Source organism: Methanosarcina thermophila TM-1, assembly GCF_000969885.1.
GTDB lineage: Archaea > Halobacteriota > Methanosarcinia > Methanosarcinales > Methanosarcinaceae > Methanosarcina > Methanosarcina thermophila.
In genome coordinates, this window is the sequence record NZ_CP009501.1 from 893557 (window position 1) to 911557 (window position 18001).

Consider the following 18001-nt stretch of genomic DNA (forward strand, 5'->3'; position numbering starts at 1 on the left):
TCAAGCTCGCTCAAGTTTGCTTCAGCCTGTCGTGCTCGCCAAATTATCGGTTGATGGCACTTCACTTCCTTTGAGTTTTACCTCCTGTCCTTTGATATTCTTTTTCTTCTTTTCTTCAAGTATTGGGAGGCATGCCACTATTCCGTCAATTATGGCTTCAGGCCTTGGAGTGCAGCCTGGAACATATACATCTACTGGTATTACCTGATCTACTCCGCCTATTACGTTATAGCACCCGTGGAAAATCCCACCTGTGGATGCACAGGCTCCGACTGCCAGAACAACTTTTGGATCAGGAATCTGATTGTAGATGTTTTTAAGTACGTTTACATTTTTGTAATTTACCGCGCCTGTAACCACCATTATGTCCGCCTGCTTGGGGGTGCCTATGTTTAAAATACCAAACCTTTCAGCGTCATATAAAGGGGTAAGACAGGCTACTACTTCAATATCACAGCCATTACAACTATTACAATTTACGTGTATAATCCATGGAGATTTTGCCAGTGTCATAAACAGTCTCTCTTACATTTTTCCTAATTGGTAATATTACAATTATAGGAACTAATTTTATATAAATTTAATTATATAATTAAGAAGCTATCTGGATTAATTATTCTAAGTAAAAGAAAAGGAAAGGAGAAAGAGAAGAAAAAGGAAGAAAAGGAAAGAAAAAGGAAGAAAAGGAAAGAAAAAATAAGCTGTCTGGGCTGTGTACAGCCTCCGATACGGGCTAAAATATTAGGTTCTGCCAGGAATAACTTTCAGGCTTCCTGTGTTTTATCTATTTCCATAGCTTTCAAAACATCAACATTCGAAGTTGTCTGAATTAAATAGAACTGCTGGCTCACAGACGCAGTTTTCCTCGCTGCTGTTTCCATACAGAGCATGAGGATTTTTACAGCATCTTGAAAAGTGCTTTTTTTCGTCCAGTTATCCTTGAAGCATTTATTGGCTATCTGCTTAGTGAATTCGTTTCCGAGGACTATTAAGGTACTTCCTTTCGCGTGCGAAGTTAAGGTTAATTCGGAATCTCTTATTTCGGCAATCGCGTAATTTCCAGCTGAGGCATAAAGTCTCCTTTTTTTGACAACTCCTCCTTCAATTGATGATACTTCCCCTATCAGAACGCCGTCTCTCTCAAAGATTTTGCTTTTGCAGTCCTTGACCGTTATGCTGACCCCGAATTCTCTGGCTTTTTCTGCAAGTTCGTCATCCGTGACTATTGCCCCACTGTAAAGCTCCTTTTCGAGCTTTTCCCGATCCTGCTTATCTCCTTCGAAGGTTATTTCCCGCAGGTCTCCGGTCATTACTGCACCGTTTTTCCCGATAAAAGCGATAACTAGGGTCATGTGATTAATCTCTCCAGGTTTTTCGTAAAATGAATCATCCAGGCTTTCATAAAACAAATCATAACCATCTTACAGATTTGAAAGGGCTTATTCTTAAAAACACTTATAGAAACACAATATATAAAAAAGGGATAGAAAATATAAATTTAGGTTGCAGAAAAGCTAAAAATAAGGATGCTCGGAATTATTTAACATCCTTTAAACCATTTAAATACGCTTCAAGGTCTTTTAAACCATTTAAACGCGCTTCAAGGTCTGTATTGTATCCCTCAAATTAGATATATAGGCGTAAAGTACTATATCAAGTGAGCTGGATTTCTATTCTCCTTTTTTCTTCAGGGAACAGACATTGTAAATATTGCCAAAAATCATTTTTAACTGGAAATTTCTTTCGATAGGAAACCTTAAATATTCATATATGTTATCTATATCTAACTAAATGTTTGAAATATCGAATAATTTGTGGAAAATAAGCAACAAACCCTTTAAAAAAGACTGAAATCAAATGCGAGACGAATTATGGAAAAGACACACCTGTACAAGCTTATTCTTGGAATAATCCTAATAGCCGTCGGAATCTTATCTGTAGTCTTATTGGAAGTCCTTTTCGATAATGATATGCTGATCCCAATCGTTCTCATCAATATTGGACTGATTATTTTCGCTGCCACGGTTTTCAGACACTTCAGGCGTAGAGACCTTCCTGACAGGGACGAAAGGACAAAAAAGCTGGCAGCGTATGGGATTACTTATTCCTGGCTGCTGACTCTTGTTGTCATTGTGGTGCTTTCCTGGGTTCAGTACTTCGGGTTGGCTGAACTGACTGCAAACGGCGTGCTTGGCATACTTCTTTTCTTTATGATTATCTCCTCAAACGTTTTCAGGTGGTACTTCATGCGGAAGGGTGACATCGAATAAGGCTGGAGGGAAAGCCGTGAAAACAAGGATAAAGGAATTCCGGGCGAGGTATGACCTTACTCAGGAAGCCCTTGCAAAAATGGTAGGAGTACGGAGAGAAACAATAGTCTTCCTTGAGAAAGGAAAATACAACCCCTCTCTCAAGCTTGCGTACAAGATCTCAAAGTGTCTGGGAACCACAATCGATGAATTATTTATCTTTGAAGATTCGGATCTTGAATGAATTCCCTGAAGCACTTTTCTTCTCAGCATCTTAATTAATTCTTAATTAAATCTTTATTTTTAAAAGAATTCTGCCGCTCTTTAATGCTTTTTTATCTTTTTCTTTAACAATTTTATCTTTTTCTAACTACATTATATATTTTTTAATATTTATGTCTACTAATCTGATATCTCTTCCGATTTAAAGAATAGAGAAAATAAACTTTTAAACAATTAGATATATTTACATAAGTAAGTCTTTCAGGAGAGAAATATGGACAATACACTGATTGCCTTTCGGAATGTCTGGAAAATCTATCAGATGGGGGAGGTCAAGGTCAATGCCCTGAGAGCTGTAAGCGTAAAGTTCAGGAAAGGAGAGTTCGCCGCAATAATCGGGCCTTCCGGAAGCGGAAAATCCACAATGATGAATCTTGTGGGCTGTCTGGATATTCCCACAAAAGGCGAGATCTACCTGAAAGGCCGGAACATAGCCTGGCTTAAAGAATCGGAGCTTGCAGTTCTGAGAGGCAGAACAATAGGATTTGTTTTCCAGCAGTATAATCTGATTCCTGGCATGACTGCCCTTGAAAACGTACTTCTGCCACTTGAAATTCAGGAAATTGATGATCGGATAGCAGAAAGAAAGGCAAAAAAGTTGCTTTCACTCGTAGGGCTTTCAGATAAAATCCAGCATAAACCTTCTCAACTTTCAGGCGGTCAGCAACAAAGGGTCTCAATAGCAAGGGCTCTTGCCTGCAATCCAGAAATAATCCTCGCAGATGAGCCAACAGGTGCCCTTGACAGTGTAACAGGAAGGGAATTGCTGGAAATGCTTTACAGGCTCTGGAAAGAAGAAGGCAAAACAATAGTCATGGTTACTCATGACCTGCACCTTGCAAAGTACGCAAGCAGGCACATCGAGCTAAAAGATGGAAAAATTGTCAGAGATGGGATAAACGAAGAGAGGCTTACTCCTGAAACCCATCTTGAAGAACAGGAGACTGAAGCCTGAGAGGAAGGCTATCAACGTTTCCAGGTTTTAAGATGACACTCGGGAAATTATTAGAAGATTTTCTGGATTATTTAGAAATTTTCAAAATTATCAGGACTTTCAAACTTAGAATGCTGTATTCAGATTGTACTCAAATCATCTCAGAATTATTCAAATGTGTTTCGAAGTATGCGCTCGATAAAAACCTTTCAGGTACTTCTTTAGACTTATAAAATTGATAAACTGAGGGATATGGATGGATTGTAAATTTACAGGTTTTATTTGCGTGCTTTTACTGCTCTTCTCACTCGCTCAACCCGTCCTGGCAGAAGACAGTTCTGAGGATAAGAGCACTTCTTATGTAAGTGCGGGGCTTGATAAAGGCTTAACTATCGACCTGCTCAACCAGGATCCTGACCCCGTAAAACCCGGGGATATTCTTGAAGTCAGGCTTTCCGTACAGAACATGGGATATAAGGATCTAGAGGACTGTGTGCTGGAAATCAAGCCCAGTTATCCTTTCAAAGCTCTTGCCGGCGAGAAGCTTGTACAGAACATCGGCACTCTGGGAAAACGTTCTGAAGACAGCCGCAGAAAGGTCGTGAAATTCAAGCTAGGGGTTGAGAACAGCGTCAATGCAGGCAAATATCCCCTGAAAGTGTACGCTTATACGAAAGGAGACGGAAATCGGCTTGCTCTTACAAAAGAACTCAATATAGAAATTGATAGCGAATCAAACGCTGAAATCGAGTATATAAGTGTTGAAAAATTGGTGCCCGGAACAAAGACCACTCTTGTTTTCGGCATAAAGAATGTAGGGAACTCTCCTTTGAAAAATGCAATGTTTTCCTGGGAATGTACAGGGGATGTTATCCTGCCTGTGGGTTCAAGCAATGTCAAGCACATTAATCATATTGACATAGGAGATACCGCAAATGTCAGTTTCGAGGTTCTGACGAACGTCAATACGAAGCCAGGTCTGTATAAGCTGGATATGATACTCACGTATGACGATATTGAAGAACTCAAGACTATCACGGAAGCGGGCACTGTAGAAAACCAGAAGCGAAAAGAGATAAAAAGCAAGGCTGGAATCTATGTTGGAGGCACAACTGAGTTTGATATTGCGTTCATGGAAAGGGGACCAACAGGATCTTACACTTTTTCGGTTTCGAATATAGGGAATAATGGGGCAAACTCAGTTAAGGTTTCTGTTCCCCTGCAGGAGAACTGGACTGTTACGGACGGAAGCAACTCCGTAATGCTTGGAAACCTGCAAAAAGGCGACATGACAGTTGCCGATTTCAATCTTAAGCCAAAAGAGGTAGGGAAAGATCTGCCTATAAAATTTGAGATCAGCTATACCTCAAATGATGGAATCAGGCAGGTCGAGGAAAAACAATTAACCCTTTACTCCTCACCTTTTTCCTCATCAATTGAGCCTGGCATGCCAGAAAAGGGCGGGTCAAGCTCATTTAAATACAAGGCAGGATTCGCTATGCTTGCCTGTGTATTATGCGTTGTAGGTTACAAAAAACACCAGAAAAAGATGGGAATGAAAAATGCACAGGAAAAAGAGTTTAATGAAATAAAATCCGAGGACCCGGACAGGTAAATCAAAAGAACGCGGAAGATGGAGTCTGTGTTCCATGAAAACCGGGAAAATTTTAAAAATTGCCCTGAGTATGGTTAAAGCCAATAAGCTGAGAAGCTGGCTGACAATTATAGGGGTGATAATAGGCATTGCCTCGGTAATGGCAATCGTCACTACAGGAGAGTATTTCGAGAAAGAAGTGACTGAGACACTGGAGGGTTTTGGGGGCGATACTATCACAATAGTAGCCTCAACTCCCTTCCACATAACCGATGAAGAATTTGTAATAGAGGATCTGGAAGATCCGGAAGAGAGCTCTGAATATTCGGAAGTAAGTTCGGGGGTAGTTATAGAAAACGACGAGGGGAAAAGGGAAACCGGGACTGATATGTCCGATTATCTCGAATCTGAGTCAGAAGAAGCTGAACTCACAAAAATGGATGTGTTTGCTCTGCGCAGTATTCCGGCTATTGAATATATTAATGTCAATGTTGAAAAGGATGCAGAACTGAAATTCGGGGGTGAGAGCACCTGGGTCTGGGTCAAAGGTGTAGACCCTGAAGTATGGCCCAAAATCTCAAAGAAAGAACTGGAGCAGGGGCGGATGCTGAAAGCCGGGGATAGGAACGTTGTGATTCTTTCAAACGAGCTTGCAAAGGAGAGTTTTGAGAAGGAAATCAGGCTCAACCAGATGATTCTGTTAAACGGAAGGTCATATCGGGTGATCGGAATCCTGGAAGAAAATGGCGGGCTCCTGGGAGGCTTTACCGGACTTTTCGGGAGCAGTGTCTATATGCCTTACCAGGATGTGTATTCCCTTGCCAGGGATGAGGATCTTCCAGAGAGGGAAACCTACAGCTCAATAGAATTAAAACTTCACAAAGGAGCTGACTATAACTCCGCAATTCAGGAGATTGAGAATAAATTAAGAATTTCAAGAAGAGTTAATGAAGATACCCAGGATTTCTATGTTAATTCCAACAGAGAAGCAATAGAAGGCGTCAGAAAATTGATTAACGGGCTTACAGCTTTCCTGGCGTTTATTGCAGGAATTTCTCTTCTTGTAGGTTCTACAGGGATTGCCAATACCATGTTTACATCTGTACTCGAAAAAACTAAAGAGATCGGGATAATGAAAGCCATAGGAGCGAAAAATAGGGATATAATGCTGATCTTTCTTTGCAACTCCGCGATGATTAGCCTTGTAGGCGGGATTATAGGCATTCTCCTCGGCACGGCTGCAGTGCAGGCAGTCCTTCTCTTTCTCTCAATTAGGATGAATGCTCCCTTCGAGTTCGCCCTCAGCCTTAAAGCTACCTTTGTTGCAACCTTTGTTTCCATACTCGTGGGTTTGATTGCAGGGCTGGTGCCTGCAAAGAACGCCTCAGAACTGAAGCCTGTGGACGCATTGAGATATGAGTAAGGTAATAAAAGTAGCTTTTCCATAGATTGAATCTGGTCAATGAAAAAACGCAGGAAGAGGTAAAGAAAAGGACTACTTTAAATAATTCCTTTACCCTAAAAGTACTGAAATGAAAAATCGTGTTCAAAATTCCGGCATCGGAAGAACAGATATAAGGATAAGCAAAATAAAAGAACCAATAGGTTCTGAACCTGCTATCGGAAAGATCTATGACTGTCTTTTTGCCTTATACGGTCCCCAGGGCTGGTGGCCTTTGACCGATCTTCAAAAGACTGGCTTTGCAGTCCCCTCAAAAACCGGTTCTGTCCAGGGATACCATCCTGCCGACTATACCTATCCTCAAACCCGGAACCAGCAATTTGAAATCATCTGCGGAGCCCTGCTCACCCAGAATACGAGCTGGATACAGGTTGAAAAAGCTCTCTCCAACCTTAAACAGATAAATGCTCTTTGCCCAGAAGCAATTCTTTCCCTTGATCCGGAAGCCCTGAAGGAAGCTATCAGACCGGCAGGTTATTATAACCAGAAAGCAGTGCGCCTGAAAACCCTTGCAGGCTGGTTTTCGGAGCTTGGAGACCGGATTCCTGCGCGGGAAGAGCTTCTTTCGTTAAAAGGCGTGGGTCCCGAAACTGCGGATTCTATCCTGCTGTATGCCTTCAAACAGCTTTCCTTTGTCGTTGATGCCTACACAAAAAGAATAGTAACAAACCTTGGTCTTGTTGATGAAAAAGCAGGTTATAATGAAATCAAAGCCCTGTTTGAAGAAAATTTGCCTCAAGACCTGGCTGTGTATCAGGAGTATCATGCCCTGCTTGTTGAGCATGCCAAAAGGTATTATCAGAAAAAAGGCAATTGGGGTAATGATATTTTACTGAAATGTATATCTTAGGGGATGTAATAATAAAAACGATAGTAATATTAAATTCAAAGAACAGATTATAAACTTCTTTGAATGATATAAAGTGTCTGAGAGAATTGTACCTCAAAAAACTTTTGTGGCTCGCTTGTTTTTCGTACAATTGCTCAGTGCAGCAAATTCGTTTTTAAACAAAAATGGATCATAAGTTGCAAACACTGTCTTTTCTTTAGGTCGTTGCCAGAATTTCTAAATAACTCTTTGAATATATCCCGAATTCTCTTTTCACCCATTAACCTTCACTTTGAGCTGAGATACTGGCTGGAACAATAACTGCAAAGCATATTTGGGGATCGAAACTCAAATTTAATTATTAAAAAAAGTTCAAAACCGTGATTCATTATAAGAACCATTTCAGGTGAATACTTTCACATAGCTCGGGTGCTCCTTTTAACCTATTACTCATTATTTATTTTGAGGTTGGTTAAAATGGATACATCAGAAAAATATATCAAAATGTGCTCATTAGCGAAGGAAGTTCAGAGGAAATGGGTGTTCCAATCCGGAGATTTTGTTTACAATCCTGTTTTTGAAGAAGTTGAAGTTTTATTATATCCAGGAAATAATTCTATTAATTATATCTGGCTACCGAGACAGGATCAACTTCAGGAAATCTGTATCGAGTTCTTTATGAAGAATTTAGAGATATCGAGATTCGAAGCATTCCTGCGATTTTTAGAGTGGTACTCCTGGCGTCTTAAATATGCTTTTGAACATGGACTCAAGAATGGAAACGGTTTCATCGACTCGGGAGAAGAACTTTTGTTAAATCGCGCTATGATAATGATGTACGGGAAAAAATGGGATGGAGAGAACTGGGTAATAGCGCTTAAAGGTTATGAACCGAGATCCGGTTCAAGACTATCCCTGGATCAAAGTTATTAAGGCATGATTGTTGCTTCAGAAAACGGAAAGGAAAAAAGGTTGCAGAAACTGTGGAAAATGCCTTTCAGAAAAAGGTTGGAGACAGTGCTTGTCATTATGCCGTTACTGGGAATTATTCAGAATTAAAAGGTTTAGGGAAAAAGAATAAAGCCCTGCGAAACTTCGAGCGAATTCGTCGCCTGCCGGAGTTTTCGCCTTGATTTGCATATATTTCTTTATCCGATTTGAACACCTGTATCGACGTGCAAATACTTAATCAAGCGGCTACACACCCATAATTCAGGGATATTCAACCCATTAATTATTTTTCAGTTAGCCTTTTATGTCGTCTTGCATTGATTTGTGATTCCACTTCTTAAATTTTTGGCTCGAAACGAAGCAGGTCTCTTAGCGGGCTTCTTATACGAGCTTTATTTCGCACCAGTCCGAGAGTTCTGCATCAAGAATCCCTTCATGGACCATCTTCTCGATCTCGTTTTCAACCTGTCCGTACGTGAACTTATAGTCGTGCGAGATTGCGGAGATGACATCGGGGGTGTGGCAGAATCTGTCCGGGAACGCTTCATTGAATATTGCCAGGTTCTTGAGAATCAGTTCCCTGAGTTTTTCCATTTTTACACCTCTTTCTAATTATATTTACTTTTTTAATCTTAGGTTCGAGATCTCTTCTCAACATACTATATTCGTAGTGCAAGCATATATAGATTTTCCTAATATACTATATAGTTTAGAGGTTTTCGGGCGCTTAATTATTAATATACTTAACGCCAGGATTGCAGTTCCTAAACTTAGTTTCCTCAAAACTAAATATTTGAAGAATGTATTATAAGATGCTTTATGAGTATATTTGGAGAGTGTGGATTTAAGAGGGTACAAAAATCAAGATAGAAGTATAATCAGGGTAGAATAAAAATGGCTGAAAACAAAACCAATAAAAATAGAAACAAAACCAATAAGAATAAAAATAATCAATAAAAAGGCTCTGTTGTGAGCCATATCCGGATCTGGCAAACTTATGGCTCCATGATCCCGAAAAAAGGCGCAGACCTTATGCTTGCCCTTGAGCCAATGGAAGCCGTAAGGTACCTAGATTTCCTGAAAGACGGTGGGATTATTATAGTAAATACCCAGCCTGTAGTTCCTGTAACCGTTACTTCGGGTCAGGCAAAATACCCTGAGGTTTCAGATACCCTTGATGCCCTTGTCTGAAAAATACATAGTAAAAGCCTTCAATGCCGATGAACTGGCGTTTGAAGCCGGGAGCAGGCTTTCAATGAATGTCGTAATGGTAGGGGCAGTTTCAGGCTATCTGCCCATTCCGAAAGAAACCCTGCTTGAGAGCATAAAAGCCCTTGTGCCTCAGAAAATGGTTGAAGTGAATCTCAGGGCTTTTGAAGCAGGAAAACAGAAAGTAGAGGAAAGTTGAGACTTAGAAAATCTAAAACTTTCCTTTTTAGAACTTTTTTTCCTTTTTAGAACTTTTCTTTTTTTTCATTGCCTATGCCCATATATACAGGCTTTTTAACGGGGCAATTTAAATATTCTCGTTTTATACACCTATATAAATATATTACATTTAAGAAGTAAGACTTTAATTAAATAGTAAAAATACATCGTCAATATAAATACATAAATTATAGAGTTAACTTTCATTGAGAACAGATACTTTACCTATGACCCACTACATGTGAAGGGGATACTAAAACATGGAACAAATTAAGAATGATATTGTCGATTATTTGAAGGCTAATTCTTTTATGGACAATAACACTCTCCTGAATGATAATGATTCTCTCGCTCAAAATGGCATAATAGATTCAATTGGTTTGCTTGAACTTATGGATTATATCTGTGAGAAATATTCTATTGATATTCCTGAGGACATGCTCACCCCGGAAAATTTTGATACTCTGGAAGGAATTGCGAATATGATAATTAAGCTGTCGAAGTGACACAGTATGCGGATTGATGCGTATATCAGCGAGTACGCCAGAAAAACCCCTCAAAATATTGCTCTTGAAGAGGGCACAAATTCCATTTCCTATAGCTGCCTTGACACTGATATAAATGCTATTGCTTCACATTTGACAGATTTTAATCACTGTCGGTTTGCAATCCTGGCAGAGTCAAGCATGCGGTATATAAAGATGCTTATGGCAGTATACCGATCAGCTAACATTGCCATTCCTCTGCCAATAGAATTTCCCAGGTTCAGTCTTGAGAAGCTTCTTGACACAGCCCATATCAACAATATCCTCACAACCGATACCCAGTACTCAAGATTTGGAGAGGGATTTTTTGAGCGTTTTGGAACTGTAATAGTTCTTTCCAGGGATACTTCCGTAAACATTCTCCGCAAAAATATCGAGACTGAACGGAATAATCCTGAACTTCGGCTTGTTCTTTATACCTCAGGCACAACAGGTACTCCAAAAGGAGTCATGTTAAGTGACAGAAATCTTGTATCAAATGCAGAATCCATAATCAAGGTACTTCGGCTAACCTCCAGTGATAAAGGAGCGCTTGTAATATCCCCTCATCATGCTTTTGGGAATTCCATAATTAACTCCCACCTGGCGTCTGGGGGTTCGGTCTGTGTTGGGAATATGAATTTCATTGCTTCAGTTTTCAACCTTATAGAATCAGATGTCTCAATATTTTATGGAGTACCCAGCACTTACCGTATACTTCTCAAATATCCTGATAGATTCAAACGATCCTTTGCAAAGGTCAGAACTGCTGCATCGGCAGGTGGAGGAATGGATAAAGCTATTGTGAAAGAAATGAAGGAGTTAGTTCCTGGTCTTGAAATCCTTCCTATGTACGGCCAGACTGAAGCAACTGCTAGACTTGCCTACCTGCCAGCAGAAGACGTGGATGAGTTTGTTGACACTATAGGAAAAGCAATTCCGGGTGTTACACTGGATGTCTTTGACTCCGATTCCAATCCCGCAGACCTTAACACAACAGGAGAACTGGTTGCTACTGGGGATAATATTATGCTGGGTTATCTGGACGACGAGATCGCAACTGAAAAGAGAATTATAAACGGTTGGCTCCATACCGGCGACCTCGCACAGAAACTGCCCAATGGATATATCCGACTCCTCGGGCGCAAAGACGACCTTATAAAAATAGGTGATCATCGTGTTAATCCGAGAGAGATTGAGAAAAATATAGAAGAGAACACCGAAGTCTCCAGGGTTTTTGTTGTACCAGTGCCCCATGAACTTATGGGAACTGCAATCAGTCTCCTGGTCATACCTGCAGAAAGAACAGAAATCGAAAAGCTGTTTTCGTTCTGCCGGAAAAACCTGCCAGGTTACCTGTGCCCAAGAGAAATATTATTCATTAATCATCTACCCTTGAGCGAGAACGGGAAAATATCCAATCGATCCATTATAGAGGAGTACAAACATGTCAAAGCTAATATGTAAAAAGTGTATTCTTGATTCCGATATTCCAGGTATACAGATTAACAAGGAAAGTGGTCTCTGCCATTTCTGTGAGACATATACCCCTCTTACTCCTCAGGAAAGGACTGAGTACCTTACAAGAATTGAAAAGCTTTTTGAACAATACGTGGGGGCAGGAAACTACGATATAATTTATGCACTTTCTGGGGGCAAAGACTCCTCATACACCCTTTATAAACTTAAAAAAGATTACCCCTTTTTGAAAGTTCTGGCTGTTCAGTTCAATAATGGTTTTACTTCCGAGGGTGCAATTAGAAACGCAAAAAAGATGTGCGAGATTACAGGCTGCGATTATTTCCAGTTGACAATGAAAGAAGAAATTCTGCTGGATACATTCCGAAAAGCTGCTGAATCTTATGATGCCTTTCCGAGATTTGCCAAATATCGAGCCAGTGATATCTGTAACGTTTGCATCAGTATCATTAAGCAAAAACTGATTGAAAAAGCCATCACTGAGAAGGCTCCTTTTATTGTATTTGCTTTTACAGCCGGGCAGTCTCCTAATCCTATAATCCCTCTATCCGCTAATTTTATCCAGTGGTCAAGAAACCTGTTTGAAACCCAGCTCCAAAAAATAGGCATCGATGATAAGGATGAACTGTTCCTCCTGAAAAAAGCGGTTCTTGCAAATCTCGGTGAGAACGTTCCGAGTATCCTGCACCCTCTCTGCTTATGGGATTATAATGAAGATATAATACTTGAGACCCTGCTGGAAATCGGTTGGGAACCCCCAGGAATCAATGACAGCAACTCAACTAACTGTACCTTGAATTCCTTTGCCTGTTACAACCACCTGAAAAAATATGGATTCCATCCATACACCTTTGATATTGCAGGGCTTGTTCGAAGCGGGGATATGCCCAGGGAAGAAGGGTTTGAGAAAATTACTCAGGAACTGTCTCAACCCCTGATAATGGAGGCTGCAAAGAAGCTAAATTCCAATTTAAATCGATTTTAAAACTTTTTAACTAAGATTTAACATAAATGGTACATTCATTCCGAGGGTTAAGAAGAGATTAAGTAGACTTAATTATACTCTTAAGAGAAAGAGGGAAGAATATAAAAAATGTAGAGAAGAAAGTTTTTACTCTCTTTTGATAAAATCAAATACGGCTACCAATACATAGTAAAGAAATATTTTTAGTTATCAAAAGAAAGTTTGGAAAAATGCTGTGGGACAGGAAAGTTTTATGGTTAAGTCAAAGAAATAAAAATTAGGCTGTTAATTTTTAATATAATCAAAAAGTGACAGAAATAATTTGCATCAAATTTAGGATATGTACAGAGCCTAAAATACTCTTATTTGTTTCATTCTTCCGGGTTATCCATAATTTTTTCGAGTTTATTTCAATGGAAAAACTTTTCTTTTTTATTCTATTTACTGCTGCCTTTCACCTTCCGTTTTCCAACCGCTTTGTCTATGAGGAAGTGCGGCAAGTGACAGACAGAAACAAATGCAATGCAAAAGATTCATGTTTGCAGGGAAAAAATGAGCAGAACAAATAATGATGCTGTAATACTGGGTGCAAATAGTTTAGCTTCAATGGTGCTGTTTTTTTGGATTTGCTTCTGACTTTTTGACATTTATTATTCTATTTTCTTTTCCGACTTACTTTTTCCCAAAAAACAGTTTAATTGTGGACTTAGGTGTGAAGTTACAGATCGATAGCGTCAGCACAATCATCTTTCATAAATTATTTTGTTGAAAAGTAAATTCATTAACTTTATATAATCTTCTAATGTAACTTCTGTAATATAATGTTATTTGAATCGACTAACATTATATGATAAATCTAAGATTTCCACCAGAAAAACACGCTTAAACTTTTAACAATAGCTTATGTGAAAGATCCCTAATTAAGTGGAGTGCTTATGAGTCCCAAGTGTAGCTGTTTGTGGTGATTATTACACTTGTTCACTCTGTTATTAAATTGTAATATCCAGACAATATCTGTATAAAGACTTCCAAACACCTTGACAATAACGTCTCAACAATAGTCTCAGAAAAGAGGTCCTGAAAATGAGCAGTGAGCTTTGTATGGATAATAGCACTCAGAGCATGATTAAAAATGAAGAACAAATATTCACTGCGATTAAGGCTCCTCAAAATCTAACCGTGATTCTTCCTGCTTACAATGAAGAAGTATCCATTGGAAGCATAGTCCTGCTTTCCAAATTGTATGCAGATAGTGTCATCGTTGTTGATGATGGCAGTTCTGACCGCACAGCTGAAATAGCTAGAAAAGCCGGAGCTGAAGTGATAATCCATGAAGTTAACCGTGGAAAAGGCGGAGCCCTAAAAACCGGCTTTACAGCAGCAGCCTCTCTAGGTGCTGATATAATTGTGACAATGGACTCCGATGGTCAGCATAACCCTGCTGACATTCCGAAGTTAGTTGATCCTATTATCAGAGGCGAGGCTGATATTGTCAATGGTAGCCGTTATATAAATGGTCTGGATAGAAATACTCCTGCATACCGCCGTTTTGGACAAAAAATTCTTGACAGGTTCACCAACCTAAACTCAGGCCTCAAAATTACTGATTCTCTGAGCGGTTTTCGCGCATTTGCAGCTTCTACAAAAGACGCTTTTCGCTTCACTGCCGAGGGTATGGCAATAGAAAGCGAAATGCTCGCAGATGCAGGAAAGGCGGGTTTTAGAACTAAAGAAGTAGAAATTGGTGCCCGTTATGATGTTGAGTGCTCAACTTTAAACCCGATTAAACATGGATTTGAGGTTTTTGCAAAGATTTTAAGGGCTATAGAGCTTGAGAAGCCCCTTTTCTGCTTCACAGTGCCTGGTACGTTACTTGTAATAGCCGGTCTCTGTACAGGAGCTTATTTTCTGCATGTCTTTATCTCAGGAGGAAACCTGTATTTCGGACCTACAATACTTATGGTTCTCCTTACTGTTGTAGGGAGCTTTTTGGCACTGATTGGTATACTATTGCATTCAATGTCCACAATCATTAGGGATATCAAAGGAGTTTAAAGCTCAATAATTGGCTGCAGCATAATATTTTATTTTCGGGCAGAAGAGGCTAATGGTTTCAGAGGGGTTAATAAGATGGATAATGTTCCCAAAGTGTCTGTTGTTGTTTGCTCATATTCTCATGAGAGATATTCGGATACTATCGAGACGATAGAGTCGTTAGTCAAGCAATCTTATCAAAATATTGAAATTATTTTAGTGGTCGATAGAAATCTAGATTTATTTAAAGATTTCAATGAATCCGATTATCTAAAGTCATTAGATAATCTGATAATAGGTTTTTCAAATTTGCCTGGTTTATCGAATGCTCGAAATAAAGGAGTTGAACTCTCATCTGGGAGTATTATCGCATTTATTGATGATGATGCTATCGCAGATACAGACTGGATTTCCAATTTAGCAGTTTTTTATAAGGATCCAAAGGTTGTTAGCGTGGGAGGCCCTATGAAACCATTATGGATATCGGGTGAAGCTAAATGGATTCCAGAAGAGTTTTACTGGACAATGGGTTGTTCGTATAAAAGTCAAAAAGATACGATCCATTGTGTAAGGAGTAATTTCGGTTCTAATATGTCGTTTAGAAGTATGGTATTTAGTAAAGTTGGTCTTTTTAATGATAAATACGGTCTGATAAATAACAATATGAGAACTGGGGAAGAGACCGAATTTGGTATTAGAATTTTGAATACACTAAATAATTCAAAGATAATATATAATCCAGATGCGATTGTTTACCACAAAATATTTGAATTCCGCAAATCTTTTGCGTTCTTAGTGAGGCGGTGCTTTGGGTACGGTTGTGCGATATCAAATATAGGTAGTCAGAAAAAATTAGTAGATAATCAATTACAGTCGACGGAGACAAATTTTTTAAGTTATCTGATAAAATTTTCTTTCCCTGAAAGATTGAAAAATATTATTCATCTGAAAAGCGTCTATACTAACACCGCAAATATTGTTGCACTCTTTACTTTTTGTATGGTTGTTTTTGTAGGTTTTGTCAGCGGTGAATTCATTCAATTGATTAACTCATTTTCAAAAGTTGTTTTACATTTTAATGAAAGTTCGCATAATTATTTTGGCAAAGAGAAAACTGATTAATTTATAACTTACGTACTAAATGTATAAAATTAAATATAATAACCACCATTAATTAAAATTATGCTCTAGAAAATTTAGCAGCTTAATGCTAATATTTTTTCAGTTCAAGTATGTCATACATAATTTTATTTATATAAATTATAGATAAATCCTTCAGTTTTGAAAAAATTTAATAAGTTGCGGTGGGCATTTTGAATAAAAATTTGCTGCGTTCGACTATCCTTACTTTTTCCACTTTTCTATCTGCCCTGTGGATATTTTTTATGCATGTTAACTGGAATTACATACAAGATATAAGGCATTCAGACCCGATCTGGCTTGTTAACGGCGTTTGGCCCTGGATCCATATTATAATTATAATGTATGTATTACTTTTCCTCATAATAGTGAAGTATGATCTAAAGGGAAAAATATTCCATCTTATTTTTATCGCTTATTTAGTATTAGTCATAGACTCAACACCATATTTTTTGTCTACTTTATATCGTTTTCCAGACACTATTAACGTAGTACACGCGTCTGTCTTACTCCCAGAAGTATTATCTGACTCGATTGAGTTGTCCTATCCTGAAAGTTTTCCTGGCTCTTACATGTTGTTTCATATAGTTCATTTACTGGCAGGTATAGATTTATTTGCGTTCTCTCGGTTTATTTTCACGCCTTTAGTTTTGATATCCATGTTTGCCTTCTGGTATTTATTAACAGCACATCTTTTTGATTCAAGAGTTGCCTTTATTTCAACTGTGGTTGCAATTCCAACACAAATTATTGAAATATCACTCACTCCCAATTCCTTAGCTATAATATTAACATTAGTTTGCTTATTTTCATGTTTCTCAGATAAATGGAATGCAAAAATTCTATTTTATATAGTTGCGATTGCACTTGTATCAACCCATGCAATACATCCGATTGTATTGCTAGTGATTCTTGTGTTTTTTTATTTTTATATTCGTATAACCAAGTTAAACATACTGGACATAACTTGGAAAAAAATTTGTTTCGTATTTCTCTCTTGGATCACATGGATATTCTCACCATCCTGTGTTATGGGTGCCGGAATAATTGAAACTCTTCATCGTATGCTGTCTTTGGAAAGCAGAAATTGGAGTCATGCTTCCACGTATACAGTTGGTACTGGAAATCTAGCGGCGGATTATGTATGGATACAAAATCTTACGATGTTTAAATATGAGCTGTATGCACTGGTTTTGGCAGTTATAATCGTATGCGATCTTTACTTTATAGGTTTTTATGCCTTCACTACTAACAATATAAATATGTTAAAAGAGCCCAAACTTATTATGAAATATTTTATGCTGCTACTAGGTGTGATTTTCTCAACCATTACTTTAGGTAATTTGATTTTAGGGGGATCAGATACTCAGAATATTATTAGCCGAACATTAAATTATTCACTACTATTTGTTTCGATATTTATAGCTTCATCATTCAGCTCTTTAAATATTCCATCCAAATCTTTACGTAAAACCATTAAGGGTTTCTTTATTGTTTTTCTATTGATTGCCTTTGCAACATATCCATTTTATTCTTACGGCAGAGATTCTTATATCAATTATCCTATGTCCCAGGAAGTCGGATCTAATTTTTTCAGGGATCATGCACCTGATGATAATCTAAATGCAGTTTCATCATACACTAAAGCAGAATATTTCTATCAAATGATGGAAGGTAGAGATGAAGAGGAGGATAACGTGAGGAGATCTACTGTGTATGTTAACGGGTGGTATTCTATGAATTACCAAACTGAAGTCAGTCATGATGTTAGTAATGAGATGACATCAAGTTTTGGATGAGTTGTAAAGTTTTAATAAGTTATTTAAATAACTTTTGAAAGTTTACCTAAGAATTATTCCAAAAAGTATTATATTTCAATTTATTATCATTTGAGTAATGATAAAGCTGAAAATTATGTCGTTTGTGAGATTCTTAATAAAGTGGATAAAAATAGAATTTTAATTACAATCGACAGAAAAGCAGCCTGAAAATAATTAGAAATATGGAGCTCATCTCAAAATCATTTATTTCCATAATGATAAACTCTTGAGATTATTTGGCTAATTCGGAAATCAATTGATTGTCCCAAATTGAGATTTATTTGAAATTTAGAATCTATCTGAGTTTTGTT

At 38.2% G+C, this 18001-nt stretch carries 18 protein-coding genes; 15 read left to right on the plus strand and 3 right to left on the minus strand.

Annotated elements, in window-relative coordinates:
- Positions 1–21 precede the first annotated feature (21 nt).
- The gene (locus tag MSTHT_RS03770; protein WP_048166627.1) at positions 22–513 is read right to left on the minus strand and encodes an NADH-quinone oxidoreductase subunit B family protein; all 492 of its coding nucleotides are present in this window, start codon (positions 511–513) and stop codon (positions 22–24) included.
- 251 nt (positions 514–764) lie between these two features.
- Entirely contained in the window at positions 765–1352 is a 588-nt protein-coding gene (locus MSTHT_RS03775; RefSeq protein ID WP_048168365.1) for an MJ0548 connectase family domain-containing protein, read from the minus strand.
- A gap of 519 nt (positions 1353–1871) precedes the next feature.
- Between MSTHT_RS03775 and MSTHT_RS03780 the strand changes: the two genes are divergently transcribed.
- The 7 genes from MSTHT_RS03780 to MSTHT_RS03810 all read left to right on the plus strand — a co-directional run bounded on the left by MSTHT_RS03780 (position 1872) and on the right by MSTHT_RS03810 (position 8283).
- Positions 1872–2270: a hypothetical protein gene (locus MSTHT_RS03780; RefSeq protein ID WP_048166628.1), complete on the plus strand. Its 399-nt coding sequence runs from the start codon at positions 1872–1874 to the stop codon at positions 2268–2270.
- 16 nt (positions 2271–2286) lie between these two features.
- Positions 2287–2493, plus strand: a complete 207-nt coding sequence (locus tag MSTHT_RS03785; RefSeq protein WP_048168366.1) for a helix-turn-helix transcriptional regulator — start codon at positions 2287–2289, stop codon at positions 2491–2493.
- Between the two features lie 252 nt (positions 2494–2745).
- Positions 2746–3486 carry an ABC transporter ATP-binding protein gene (locus MSTHT_RS03790; RefSeq protein WP_048166629.1) on the plus strand — a complete coding sequence of 247 codons (741 nt, stop codon included), beginning with the start codon at positions 2746–2748 and terminating at the stop codon, positions 3484–3486.
- A 235-nt stretch (positions 3487–3721) separates the two neighbouring features.
- On the plus strand, positions 3722–5080 hold the full coding sequence (locus MSTHT_RS03795) for a COG1361 S-layer family protein (RefSeq protein ID WP_052721823.1): 1359 nt from the start codon (positions 3722–3724) through the stop codon (positions 5078–5080).
- Between the two features lie 34 nt (positions 5081–5114).
- On the plus strand, positions 5115–6482 hold the full coding sequence (locus MSTHT_RS03800; RefSeq protein ID WP_048166630.1) for an ABC transporter permease: 1368 nt from the start codon (positions 5115–5117) through the stop codon (positions 6480–6482).
- A gap of 109 nt (positions 6483–6591) precedes the next feature.
- Positions 6592–7371, plus strand: coding sequence for an endonuclease III domain-containing protein (locus tag MSTHT_RS03805; RefSeq protein ID WP_082086751.1), 780 nt, complete (start codon positions 6592–6594; stop codon positions 7369–7371).
- Between the two features lie 456 nt (positions 7372–7827).
- Positions 7828–8283 (plus strand): hypothetical protein, encoded by a 456-nt coding sequence (locus MSTHT_RS03810; protein ID WP_048166631.1) that lies wholly within the window; start codon positions 7828–7830, stop codon positions 8281–8283.
- 399 nt (positions 8284–8682) lie between these two features.
- Here MSTHT_RS03810 and MSTHT_RS03815 read toward each other — a convergent pair whose 3' ends face one another.
- Positions 8683–8895, minus strand: a complete 213-nt coding sequence (locus tag MSTHT_RS03815) for a hypothetical protein (protein WP_048166632.1) — start codon at positions 8893–8895, stop codon at positions 8683–8685.
- Between the two features lie 411 nt (positions 8896–9306).
- Between MSTHT_RS03815 and MSTHT_RS15330 the strand changes: the two genes are divergently transcribed.
- From MSTHT_RS15330 to MSTHT_RS03850, 8 genes are all read left to right on the plus strand, one after another.
- Positions 9307–9492 (plus strand): 2-oxoacid:acceptor oxidoreductase family protein, encoded by a 186-nt coding sequence (locus MSTHT_RS15330; protein WP_269429862.1) that lies wholly within the window; start codon positions 9307–9309, stop codon positions 9490–9492.
- Entirely contained in the window at positions 9485–9709 is a 225-nt protein-coding gene (locus MSTHT_RS15335) for a 2-oxoacid:acceptor oxidoreductase family protein (RefSeq protein ID WP_261788295.1), read from the plus strand. Before MSTHT_RS15330 ends, MSTHT_RS15335 begins: the two co-directional genes overlap by 8 nt.
- Positions 9710–9989: 280 nt before the next feature.
- Positions 9990–10235 (plus strand): acyl carrier protein, encoded by a 246-nt coding sequence (locus MSTHT_RS03825; RefSeq protein ID WP_048166633.1) that lies wholly within the window; start codon positions 9990–9992, stop codon positions 10233–10235.
- A gap of 6 nt (positions 10236–10241) precedes the next feature.
- Positions 10242–11720: a class I adenylate-forming enzyme family protein gene (locus MSTHT_RS03830; RefSeq protein ID WP_048166634.1), complete on the plus strand. Its 1479-nt coding sequence runs from the start codon at positions 10242–10244 to the stop codon at positions 11718–11720.
- Positions 11701–12717 (plus strand): adenine nucleotide alpha hydrolase family protein, encoded by a 1017-nt coding sequence (locus MSTHT_RS03835; protein WP_048166635.1) that lies wholly within the window; start codon positions 11701–11703, stop codon positions 12715–12717. The genes MSTHT_RS03830 and MSTHT_RS03835 overlap by 20 nt, the downstream gene beginning before the upstream one ends.
- A 1062-nt stretch (positions 12718–13779) precedes the next feature.
- Complete coding sequence (locus MSTHT_RS03840; RefSeq protein WP_048166636.1) at positions 13780–14751, plus strand: glycosyltransferase family 2 protein; 972 nt, start codon at positions 13780–13782, stop codon at positions 14749–14751.
- 75 nt (positions 14752–14826) lie between these two features.
- Positions 14827–15852 carry a glycosyltransferase gene (locus MSTHT_RS03845; protein WP_048166637.1) on the plus strand — a complete coding sequence of 342 codons (1026 nt, stop codon included), beginning with the start codon at positions 14827–14829 and terminating at the stop codon, positions 15850–15852.
- Between the two features lie 386 nt (positions 15853–16238).
- Positions 16239–17669: a hypothetical protein gene (locus MSTHT_RS03850; RefSeq protein ID WP_156149706.1), complete on the plus strand. Its 1431-nt coding sequence runs from the start codon at positions 16239–16241 to the stop codon at positions 17667–17669.
- Positions 17670–18001 lie beyond the last annotated feature (332 nt).